The following is an 11552-nucleotide window of genomic DNA, read 5'->3' on the forward strand; positions in this document are numbered from 1 at the left end:
TTGTAGAATTATTTTTTTGGTTTCCCTTCCAGTTTTTTCTCCAGCTCTATCCGCTCTTTCCTTTGGTTATTACTTATTACAATCACATTAGACAATGTTGCGAAGTCTGTTCCCAGAGTTACCTTCAATGTCAGGAAATTATCGTCGCTCTCTTTTTCAGAGTCTTTCACTGTTCCTACAAAAATTCCTTCGGGAAATATATTGGAAAAACCGCTTGTTATGATAGAATCTCCTATTGCAAACTTCTCGTGCCGAGGAAATCCTTCCAACTCGGCATACTTATAATCTACTCCGTCCCATATCAGGGTTCCCGGCGTATTCGAATTTTTTATTTTACAACTTATAAAGGATTTCGAATTTAAGATGGGTTGAATCACGGCAAAATTTGAAGAAACTTCCCTCACAATGCCCACTACGCCTTGTTCCGATATCACTCCCATTTCGGCCTCAATTCCGGCCTTTGTTCCTTTATTGATAGTTATGAAATTATTTGCTTTCGTAACACTGTTTCCTATCACTCTGGCAATGATAAAGTTGTATTTACCGTATGCCGCAGAGTCTCCTATAAAAGCGTTATTGGTATTTATAGAATCATTCGTAACGGTATTCATCAATTCCTGCAAATACCAGACACGTTGTTGCAGTTCTGCGTTTTGAGCCCACAACTGTTGATTCTCTCTTCGCAAGCCAAAATATGATTGAACGTTGCCCGAAACAGAATAAACCCTTCCAGCTATTTCGTTGGAAGAGTTTAGATATAAACTATGTTGATACGAATTAAATTGAAATATAAGATAGAAGCATACCAATTCGAGGAGTATAAAGAAAAACCATGCTCCGTTCTTAATTAAAAAGGCGATCAGATTACGCATATATCGTTAAACAAATTACCTCATCAAGAAATTAAATTTATCGATATTTTTCAAAGCAATACCCGTACCTTTAGCCACTGCATGCAATGGGTCTTCCGCCACATGGAATTCAATACCAATTCTTTCCGAAAAACGTTTGCTCAAACCTCTGAGCAAAGCGCCACCACCTGTAAGGTATATCCCATTTTTCACAATATCGGCATACAACTCGGGGGGTGTTTGCTCCAAGGCACTCAATATAGCCGAGTCCATTTTCGAAATTGATTTATCCAGACAATGGGCAATTTCCTGATATGTCACCGGAATATCCATCGGCAACGATGTCATTCTGTTAGGTCCATGCACAATGAATACTTCGGGAGTTTCTTCTTCCGACAATTCGGTTAAGGCAGAGCCTACTGCAATCTTTATTGATTCGGCAGTTCTTTCCCCAACCTTAATATTGTGTTGACGTCCCATATATTCTTGTATATCTTCCGTAAGATCGTCTCCCGCAATTTTTATTGACTTGTTAGAAACAATACCACCCAGCGATATAACAGCAATTTCGGTAGTACCACCACCTATATCAACAATCATGTTTCCTTCGGGCGCTTCCACATCCAGTCCGATACCCAAGGCTGCTGCCATTGGCTCGAAAATCATGTAAACATCCCGTCCTCCCGCATGTTCGGCAGAGTCTCGTATGGCACGCGTTTCAACCTCTGTGCTTCCGGATGGAATACAGATCACCATTCTCAACGAAGGAGAAAACAACCTGCGTTTGTTGCTGTTAATCATTTTAATCATGCCACGGATCATGTGTTCCGCAGCCGTAAAATCAGCAATTACACCATCTCTCAATGGTCTGATTGTACGAATATTTTCGTGAGTTTTTCCATGCATCTGGCGAGCTTTTTCACCAACTGCAATCAACTTTTCAGAACGTCTTTCCAGTGCAACTACCGAGGGCTCATCTACAACAATCCTATCATTACAAATGATAATCGTATTGGCTGTCCCCAAGTCCATTGCTATTTCTTGCGTGAACGAGAATAATCCCATATCCTTTTTCTATATTTATTTTATATATAACAATTATTTATTCTTAATGTTTAAAGTGCCTGATACCTGTCATCACCATTGAGATATTGTGCTCGTTACAATAGTTGACTGATAATTCATCCTTCACCGAACCTCCCGGCTGAACAACCGCCGTAATGCCTGCATTACCCGCAATCTCAACACAATCGGGGAAAGGGAAGAAGGCATCGGATGCCATTACCGCCCCATTCAAATCGAACTCGAAAGTTCCGGCTTTTTCTATGGCTTGCTTCAAAGCGTCAACTCTGGATGTTTGTCCCGTACCTCCGGCACACAACTGTTTGTTTTTCACCAGAATTATTGCGTTCGATTTTGTATGTTTCACCAATTTATTCGCAAACAACAGGTCTTCCAGCTCCGTGCCTTGCAATTGTCTGTTTGTAACCAGTTTCAAGTCGGCTGCAGTTTGTACGCTCAGGTCTTTATCCTGAACAAGAACCCCGTTAAGCAACGACCTGAATTGCACCTTTTCGTTCAAACCTGCTTTTTGAATCAATATGATTCGGTTTTTCTTTTGCTTCAGAATCTCTAAAGCTGCCGGATCGTATTCCGGTGCTATAATTATCTCGAAAAATATTTTATTAATTTCGTCCGCCGCCGTAGCGTCTATCTTTTTGTTGGAAACGATGATTCCGCCAAATGCAGAAACAGGGTCTGCCGCCAAAGCTGCCCCCCATGCTTCGGCAACTGTGCTGCGAGATGCTATGCCGCAAGCATTATTGTGCTTCAATATAGCCACAGTGGTATCGTCGAATTCTTCAATCAGACTCACGGCAGCTTCTATGTCCAACAAATTGTTATAAGAAATTTCTTTTCCGTGTATTTGGTCGAACATTGAATCAAAATCGCCATAGAAAGCTCCTTTTTGATGTGGATTTTCTCCGTAACGCAGCGATTTTTCACCGTCTTTTGCATAACGGAACGACGACATATTGCCTTCATCCATATAATTGAATATGGCTGTATCGTATCCCGACGAAACGGCAAATGCTTCTTTTGCAAACCATTTCCGGTCTGCTATATCCGACAAGCCATTCTTCTCTTCCAACAGGTTCATTAGTGGCTTGTATTGTTTTTGAGATGCAACAATAATCACATCGTTAAAATTCTTGGCTGCGGCTCTGATCAACGATATGCCGCCTATATCTATCTTTTCTATTATATCTTGCTCGCTCGCTCCCGAAGCAACTGTGTCTTCGAATGGATATAAATCGACAATCACAAGGTCTATTTCCTGAATATCGTACGTATTGATCTGTTTTTGATCTTCTTGCAAATCGCGTCGGCAAAGAATACCTCCAAAGACTTTCGGGTGCAAGGTTTTCACCCGTCCACCCAGAATAGAAGGATAACCTGTTATGTCCTCAACCTGAGTACAAGGCAAACCTAACGATTCTATAAACTGATGTGTACCTCCTGTGGATATAAAATTAACCCCTTGGCTATGTAATTTTTTCAGAATTTCATCCAGTCCGTCTTTATGATAAACTGACACTAACGCATTTTTAATTTTTCTTGATGAAGACATATATTTTCAGATTATACTTTACTTTTCTAATTCAGGCACACAAAGATATAAAATCTATTCTTTATTTTAATGAAAAGAATTGCGATAAAACTTAAAATAAATTATTTAAGATCAATATTTTTCGCCCTACATATTCAATTCGTCTACCGGAGACAAAAAAACCCTTCAAAACGGATGGTTTGAAGGGTTGTATATAACGAGATATTTTAATTATTCAAAATCTTTTACCTCCCAACCTAAAGCACTGGCTCCCAATACTGCGGCATCGCTTTCTTTCAGTTCCGACACAAGAAGTTTCACTTTGTTACGGAAAATGTTCAGCATGCTGCTTTCCATACTTTTATGGATAGGATCGAACAGCATATCTCCGGCTTTGGTTAATCCTCCGAAAAGAATGATTGCCTCCGGACTTGAGAAAGCCACAAAGTCGGCAAATGCTTCGCCAAGCAGCTTCCCTGTAAATTCGAAAATTTCTCTGGCTAGAGCGTCACCCGCAACAGCCGCGTCGTGCACATCCTTCGAAGTTATTTCTTCGGGTTTCAAATCTCTTAAAGAACTTGGGTCTTTTCTTTCCGACAACATCTCTCTTGCGGTACGGGCAACTCCGGTAGCCGAGGTATAAGTTTCAAGACAACCTTTTCTGCCACAACCACATAGACGTCCATTTTCTCGACGAATGATAGTATGACCTAATTCTCCGGCAAACCCGTCATGACCGTATATCAACTGGCCATTTACAACTATACCACTACCGACACCCGTTCCTAATGTTATCACAATAAAATCTTTCATTCCTCGTGCAGCACCATAAGTCATCTCTCCTACGGCGGCGGCATTCGCATCGTTTGTTAAGGCAACAGGTATATTCAACCTGTCTGAAAGCATTTGAGCTAACGGAATAACACCCTTCCATGGCAAATTGGGTGGAAACTCGATACATCCCGAAAAGAAATTCCCATTGGGTGCGCCTATACCTATACCTCTTATCTGGGAGGCTCCGCCAACCCTGTCAATTATTTCTTTCAACGCTTCCGACAAATGTGATACATAGTCGTTTACTTCGGGGTAAGCTACTGTTTTTATTGAGCTTTGAGTGATTATATGCCCTCTTTTGTCTACAACTCCAAAAACAGTGTTGGTTCCACCAATATCAATTCCAATAGCATAGGGTTTTTCCATGTTTATATGTTTTATATGATTTAACAATTATTGCTTCTAAGTTATACTATAAAGTAGTGTTTATACGGCCCACAAATATAGCAACTATTCTGAAATAATTATACCATATTCTGTGATCAAAATAACGCTCCTTTAACGAATATGTATCATTTTTCTTTTTTCTTATACATATCCAAGATATTTTGGGCGGCTATGAACGAACTGATTTCTGAATTTAAAATCATTTTTTCATTTTTCTTCAACTCTTGTTGAATTGTTTCATCATTATAAAAGTCTGATTTCAGTTTTTCATTTATTGTTTCATACATCCAATATTTCGACTGCTCATTCCTCTTTCGCTGAAAATAGCCATTTTCTTTAACAAATGCGACATATTCATCTACCATATCCCAAACTTCCTTTATTCCATATTCGTAATATCCTGAATATGTCAGCACTTTAGGACTCCATCCCGATTCGGGCAAAGGAAACAGGTGAAGTGCATTTTCGAAATGCGATTTTGCCAGATTCGCTTTTTCAATATTGCTTCCGTCGGCCTTATTTATGACAATTCCGTCGGCCATCTCCATTATTCCCCGCTTAATACCCTGAAGCTCGTCTCCCGTTCCTGCCAATTGTATCAACAAGAAAAAGTCGACCATGGAATGAACAGCCGTTTCGGACTGCCCTACCCCTACCGTCTCGATAATGATACGGTCAAAACCTGCGGCTTCGCAAAGCACTATCGTTTCACGGGTTTTCCGGGCAACTCCACCCAGTGAGCCTGCCGACGGCGAAGGGCGTATGAACGCATTTTGCGCAACGCTAAGCCTTTCCATCCGTGTTTTATCTCCCAAAATACTTCCTTTTGTCAACTCACTCGATGGGTCTATCGCCAAAACAGCCAATTTGTAGCCGTCTTCGATGAGTTTCATCCCAAAGGCATCAATCGAGGTACTTTTTCCTGCTCCGGGAACCCCCGTTATGCCCACTCTTAAAGAATTACCCGAATACGGCAAACATTTTTCAATAACCTCCTGTGCAATAGCCTGATGATCTGCCCTGGTACTTTCAACCAGTGTCACAGCCTGGCTCAGCAGTGCGATATCTCCTTTCAATATTCCCTCCACAAATTCCGATGCAGAATGTTGCTTCCTCTTATATCTGCTAAAATCCTTCATATAAGGATTTACCGACGGACGATCTGTCACGCCTTCATTTACTTGAAGCGATTGAAATTGCGAGTCATTTTCCGGATGTTCCATGAGAATTCTATGATTTTTTATTTATATTTTAAATAATAGACAGTGAACTAGTCCCGACTTTTTATAATGCGCGGAATAAAAGTCAGGATAACTTCTGTACAAAAATAAAAAAACCGAACCAAGATTACATCTTAATTCGGTTTAATTTATAAAACTTCGTCTTTCTTGTGTTTATTTTGAAAGAACTTCTCCTTTAATTATCAAAGTGTACACAGAATCGGGAACATTAGTGAAAACTGTCGCACCTTTATTAAAAGATCCTATACGGCCTTTTGTTGAATAAGACACAACTATTTTTCCGTCTTTTCCCGGTAAGATAGGTTCTTTCGTGTAAGAAGGTGTTGTGCACCCGCATGTTGTTGCTACCCTGTTGATAATCAGTGGAGCATTACCTGTGTTTGTGAAAATAAATTCACATGTCGCCGTACCTATCGATTCTGCGATTTTTCCAAAGTCGTGTGTAGTTTTTTGAAACTTAGCTTCTGCTTTTCCTTGTGCGCTTACATAAGAAACACTTAAGAAAAGAGCCAACATTATAAAAGCAATTTTTTTCATATTACAATATTCTAATTCTGATAAGACAATACAAAGATAACAATTATTTGTTAAAATTGTTTCGTTTAACATTAAATTACTATTCTTCGTCCGAATCGAAGTCCCAATCGTCAAAAAATGATTCGGTCGTAAATTCGTCCAGATCACGCCTGTCTTTTTTCGTCGGACGCCCTGTTCCTCTTGCTCTGTCTACAAAACCTGTAAGTTTTTGCATTTCCAGTATTTCCATCTCCGAAACGGGTGTCACGTCTTCCAAGAACTCAGGAACAAGTTTTGCGCCCATTCTTTTTTCCGTAAGATTCAATACTTTAAAAGAATAGGTTATTGGTGGTTTCTTTATTCCTATCACATCTCCAATCTTTATCATTTTCGATGGCTTTATGGTGTTTCCTCCAACCAATATACGCCCTTTTTTACAGGCTTCTATCGCTATCGAACGTGTTTTGAATAAACGCACGGCCCATAGCCATTTGTCTATTCTTACTTCCGACTGACCTTCTTTCATCTATTACTTGTTATTATACTGATTCATTGCCACTTGTATACCCGACAGGCAAAATGTTTTTATCATCTCGCAACAAATTTCTAATCTTTCAGGCATAACCTGCTCTTCTTCTTCCGAAAATTCGCTCAACACATAATTGACCTGTCCTCCCTGCGGAAAATCATTTCCTATACCAAAACGTAAGCGTGCATAGTTTTGTGTACTCAATATTGTTTGGATATGTTTCAAGCCGTTGTGTCCGGCATCACTCCCTTTTCCTTTCAATCTTAAGGCTCCAAAAGGCAATGCGAGATCATCTACAACCACCAACATATTTTCGACCGGAATTTTTTCTTTTTGAAGCCAGTATCTCACGGCATTTCCGCTCAAATTCATAAATGTTGAGGGTTTCAACAGAATAAGAGTTTTTCCTTTCAGCCTCATTTCCGAGACAAACCCATATCGTTTATCCTCAAAAACAATATTGGACGCCTTTGCTAAAGCGTCCAATACTCTGAATCCTATATTGTGTCGGGTATCTTCGTATTCTCTACCAATATTACCCAGACCAACAATCAAATATTTCATTCAGCAATAATTAAAATTCACAACGAATTACTTACCGCTCTTAGCCGCAAGACCTCTAGCTGCACGAGTCAACTGAACGCGACATACTACAGAGTTAGATGCATTTAGCAATTCAAGTCCTTCGAAACTTAATTCTCCTACCTGAATTGATTTTCCTAATGCCAAATGCTCAATGTTGATATGTACTTTTTCAGGAACGTCTTTATAAAGAGCTCTTACTTTTAATTTACGCAGGTCTAATGAAAGTTTACCCCCGGCTTTAACACCTTCAGCCAAACCATCAAGCACTACTGGTACATCTATAACGATTGGTTTATTTTCAAATACGTGAAGGAAATCAAGATGTAGAATTTCATCTGATACCGGATGGAATTGAATATCTTTCAATATGGCATTGTATTCCTTACCATCAATAGTCAAATTCACCAAAAATATTTCAGGTGTATAGATAAGTTTGCGAACGTCTGAGTTTGTCACTGTAAAATGGATTGCATCTTTTGACTCTTCTCCACCATACAACACTGCAGGAATACTACTTTCTTTACGCAAAGCTTTTGTTGCTTTTTTACCAAGGTCAGTTCTTGGAGAACCGGCTAATTCAAATGTTTTCATTTTTTTTAATTTTAAACGTGTTACTCAAATTAAGGAGCTTCCTTATTCCCATCACACAAAGGGCTTTCAAAAGCGGTGCAAAGATATAAATTATTTTTATTAAAATTCTATCTTACTTTATTTTTATTGCGCATTTTCAAACTGTTGGAGGAAACGAACATCATTTTCTGAAAACATTCGTAAGTCCTTCACTCTATACTTAAGATTCGTTATTCTTTCGACACCCATTCCCAGTGCATAACCTGAGTATATTTTGCTGTCAATGCCACAGTTATCCAACACATTAGGGTCAACCATTCCACACCCTAAAATTTCTACCCAACCTGTATGTTTACAGAACGGACAACCTTTACCTCCACATATATTGCAAGAAATATCCATTTCGGCACTAGGCTCGGTAAATGGAAAATATGAGGGACGAAGACGAATTTTAGTATCTGCGCCAAATAGTTCCTTTGCGAAGAAGATCAAGGCTTGTTTCAAATCGGCAAACGACACATCCTTATCAATGTACAAAGCCTCCACCTGATGAAAGAAACAGTGTGCCCTATAAGATATTGCCTCGTTACGGTAAACTCTTCCGGGACATATTATGCGAATTGGCGGCTGTTCTTTTTCCATCACACGAGTTTGCACTGATGATGTATGTGTACGCAAAACTATTTCAGGGTTACGGGCTATAAAAAATGTATCCTGCATATCGCGAGCCGGATGATCCGGAGCAAAATTCAATGCAGAAAACACATGCCAGTCGTCTTCAATTTCAGGACCTTCTGCGATGGAGAATCCTAGTCTTTTGAAGATATCACATATTTCTTTTTTTACGAGAGAAAGTGGATGGCGAGCCCCCATCGGAATCGGGTATGCTGTTCGGGTCAGATCGATAGATGTATCTGTGCTTACCGAGTTTTCAAGAGTTTCTTTCAGTTCATTTATTTTGTCCTGAGCTTTAGTTTTCAACTCATTCAATTTTATACCTAAAGTTCTTTTTTCTTCAGCTGCAACATTTCTAAAGTCATCCATGAGAGATGATATCTCACCTTTTTTACTTAGATATTTGACTCTAATCTCTTCTAATTCTTGAACATTTGAAGCTTTTAAATTTTCAAATTCAGCGAGCAAACTATTTATCTTTTCAATCATCTGACTATATCTTTTTCAATTATTTAAGTTTTAGGTGATGCAAAAATACGTTTTTCTTCCGTAGCGTCCTAAATAAATTATAAGAAAAAAATACTTGTAGGGTAAAGAATTTCGATTATCTTTGCAATCGCAAAAGACAAAAATGGTTCCTTGGCCGAGTGGCTAGGCACCGGTCTGCAAAACCGTCTACGGCGGTTCGAATCCGCCAGGAACCTCAAATGTATGTTTAAAGCCCTTGTAAGACAATAACTTACAGGGGCTTGTTTTTTACGGGGTTCCAAATTGGGTTCCAGCATGTAATATGCTATGTGCATGTATATGCAAACCAAAGGAGAACGTCTTTCGCTATTTCCACGACACATATGAATTTTCCAGATTCTCAATGTGGAATAAGCTAAACGCTTCCTATAATATGTTGTCCTAAAGGACCTCACAAATATAACAAAATTTACTAAAGATGTTTTTATCGTGAGCTGTTTCATTTTCATTATGGTAATTCTAAATACATCCAATGAGTTATATCTACTTTCATCAGATTATCACTATTTGCATTATGGAATTTGCCATTGCTATCAAGGTAGCACAGATATACATTTTGATTCTTAGAAATAACCAATACTTTATCATTTATTTTTGGAAGACTCTCATTAATTGGAATCCATTTTTGAACCAGTTCAAAACCTAATTGTATTCCTTTACTAATACCTTCATAATATAATTTGAACTCTTTAGGACTATATCTACTTAAATTGGATTCTTCAAGATATTGTGTTACTTCTGAATAGCTTAATTGCTTCTTTGTTCCATTAAATTCGAAAACATATCCATTAATTGTTTCATACAAATAAGTTACTGTTATTTGCCATATACTATTTGTATAGTAATATTGTTGATATTGTTCCAAATCTTTTGGATTCATATCTAAGTAATTAGTAATAAATCAATACCATAACCATGCAGATTCTCCATTGGCTAAATCTTTATATTTCAATCTTCTATAAGAAGTTGCGACGAACATAATAAACCTTGAGATATCATCCATATCTCTTGTATTATATCTAAATTCAAATTCATCACAGTATTTCTGTAAATGTTTAGGACTGACTAAGTGATAAATACCCAAAATACCTCTTTTTAAATGAGACCAGAATCCTTCAATACTATTGGTGTGGAATCCATTCTTATTTACATATTCATATTGGCTATGTTTTACTACTTCGTGGTGATATTTCTTTTTTAATCCTTTGTAAGCGCCCCATCCATCAGTTACAATAGTAGAACCTTGTTTAACCAGTGTTTTTATTATTGGATGTAATATATCTGCTGTTGTATTTGGAACTACTATTGCATATGCTTTTTTATCGGATATTAATCCGACTACTGGAGTTTTGAATTTGAGACTGCGACCTTGTGTTCCTTTGCCACGACCTTTGGCCTTACCTCCCACATAGGTTTCATCTATCTGAGTTTCATTATCAAAACTAATATGTGTTTTGCCTTTACAATTATGCCTTATTCTATTAAGCATAAACCATGCGGTCTTTTGAGTAATTCCTGCATCCTTAGCTAATTGTACACTGCTTATTCCTTTCTTATGTGATAAGAACAAATATATTGCATAGAACCATTTCTTTAGTGGAATATTACTTCCTTCAAACATAGTTCCAACTGTTACAGTAAATCTTTTCCTGCAACATTTACATTTATAAAGTCCGTTAAATTCTCCTTTGGATTTTAATTTGTAGTGTTTATCACGGTCACCGCAGTGTGGACAAATTGGGTCACCTTGCCATCTGTGTTTTTCTAAGAATTCTCTACAAGAAGTTTTATCATTTAAGCAGTCCCATAGTTCTATAAATGATTTGAATTCTTGCATTTATTCTTTTTTCATATTAGTTGAAAATTAATTATACACAAAATGGATAAAAGTGTTCATTATTTATATATAAATATAATAAAAAGTTTTAACATTATACAATATAAATACCTAAAAATGAACATTTTAATTCAAAATAAGTATAATTATACATATTATATAAAATCTAAAGAATCATTATTATGAAACTAAAAACAAAAATTAAATGGAGATTCTATAATTCTTTATTAAGTGTATTTCTTATCCATAAATTTCAACTATGGTTACCATTTTCGATAAAAGAAATACAAGAAATTCCATTTTTTAATGGATGCTTAGATATTTATTTATCTAAGAGCCTGTTTAAAAATGAATGAAAAAAAATAATAAAGGGCTTCTGTAAATAATC

At 37.5% G+C, this 11552-nt stretch carries 12 protein-coding genes and 1 tRNA gene; 1 reads left to right on the forward strand and 12 read right to left on the reverse strand.

Annotation, left to right across the window (positions count from 1 at the left end; all coding sequences use genetic code 11):
* Positions 1-8: 8 nt before the first annotated feature.
* The 10 genes from mreC to pheS all read right to left on the reverse strand — a co-directional run bounded on the left by mreC (position 9) and on the right by pheS (position 9288).
* Positions 9-872, reverse strand: coding sequence for a rod shape-determining protein MreC (mreC, locus tag D0T56_RS06870; protein WP_163319396.1), 864 nt, complete (start codon positions 870-872; stop codon positions 9-11).
* 15 nt (positions 873-887) lie between these two features.
* Positions 888-1916 carry a rod shape-determining protein gene (locus tag D0T56_RS06875; RefSeq protein WP_163319397.1) on the reverse strand — a complete coding sequence of 343 codons (1029 nt, stop codon included), beginning with the start codon at positions 1914-1916 and terminating at the stop codon, positions 888-890.
* Between the two features lie 43 nt (positions 1917-1959).
* On the reverse strand, positions 1960-3483 hold the full coding sequence (gene purH, locus D0T56_RS06880; protein WP_163319398.1) for a bifunctional phosphoribosylaminoimidazolecarboxamide formyltransferase/IMP cyclohydrolase: 1524 nt from the start codon (positions 3481-3483) through the stop codon (positions 1960-1962).
* A gap of 210 nt (positions 3484-3693) precedes the next feature.
* On the reverse strand, positions 3694-4662 hold the full coding sequence (locus D0T56_RS06885; RefSeq protein ID WP_163319399.1) for an ROK family protein: 969 nt from the start codon (positions 4660-4662) through the stop codon (positions 3694-3696).
* 146 nt (positions 4663-4808) lie between these two features.
* Positions 4809-5906 (reverse strand): methylmalonyl Co-A mutase-associated GTPase MeaB, encoded by a 1098-nt coding sequence (meaB, locus tag D0T56_RS06890; protein WP_163319400.1) that lies wholly within the window; start codon positions 5904-5906, stop codon positions 4809-4811.
* 171 nt (positions 5907-6077) lie between these two features.
* Positions 6078-6461, reverse strand: coding sequence for a DUF1573 domain-containing protein (locus D0T56_RS06895; RefSeq protein ID WP_163319401.1), 384 nt, complete (start codon positions 6459-6461; stop codon positions 6078-6080).
* Between the two features lie 79 nt (positions 6462-6540).
* Complete coding sequence (locus D0T56_RS06900; RefSeq protein WP_163319402.1) at positions 6541-6966, reverse strand: RNA-binding S4 domain-containing protein; 426 nt, start codon at positions 6964-6966, stop codon at positions 6541-6543.
* Between the two features lie 3 nt (positions 6967-6969).
* Positions 6970-7533: an aminoacyl-tRNA hydrolase gene (gene pth, locus D0T56_RS06905; protein WP_163319403.1), complete on the reverse strand. Its 564-nt coding sequence runs from the start codon at positions 7531-7533 to the stop codon at positions 6970-6972.
* Positions 7534-7560: 27 nt separating this feature from the next.
* A complete protein-coding gene (locus D0T56_RS06910; protein WP_163319404.1) occupies positions 7561-8145 on the reverse strand; it encodes a 50S ribosomal protein L25/general stress protein Ctc in 585 nt (194 codons plus the stop codon).
* A gap of 123 nt (positions 8146-8268) precedes the next feature.
* On the reverse strand, positions 8269-9288 hold the full coding sequence (gene pheS, locus D0T56_RS06915) for a phenylalanine--tRNA ligase subunit alpha (protein WP_163319405.1): 1020 nt from the start codon (positions 9286-9288) through the stop codon (positions 8269-8271).
* A 144-nt stretch (positions 9289-9432) separates the two neighbouring features.
* Here pheS and D0T56_RS06920 point away from each other — a divergent pair.
* Positions 9433-9503 (forward strand) — tRNA-Cys (locus tag D0T56_RS06920).
* Positions 9504-9775: 272 nt separating this feature from the next.
* On the opposite strand, the gene D0T56_RS06925 is transcribed toward D0T56_RS06920, so the two are convergent.
* Together D0T56_RS06925 and D0T56_RS06930 are read right to left on the reverse strand one after the other, a co-directional pair.
* Entirely contained in the window at positions 9776-10207 is a 432-nt protein-coding gene (locus tag D0T56_RS06925) for a DUF551 domain-containing protein (protein ID WP_163319406.1), read from the reverse strand.
* A 21-nt stretch (positions 10208-10228) separates the two neighbouring features.
* Positions 10229-11164 (reverse strand): IS1595 family transposase, encoded by a 936-nt coding sequence (locus D0T56_RS06930; protein WP_163319407.1) that lies wholly within the window; start codon positions 11162-11164, stop codon positions 10229-10231.
* Between the last annotated feature and the right edge of the window lie 388 nt (positions 11165-11552).

The organism is Dysgonomonas sp. 520, from assembly GCF_010501095.1.
Classification (GTDB): domain Bacteria; phylum Bacteroidota; class Bacteroidia; order Bacteroidales; family Dysgonomonadaceae; genus QVMP01.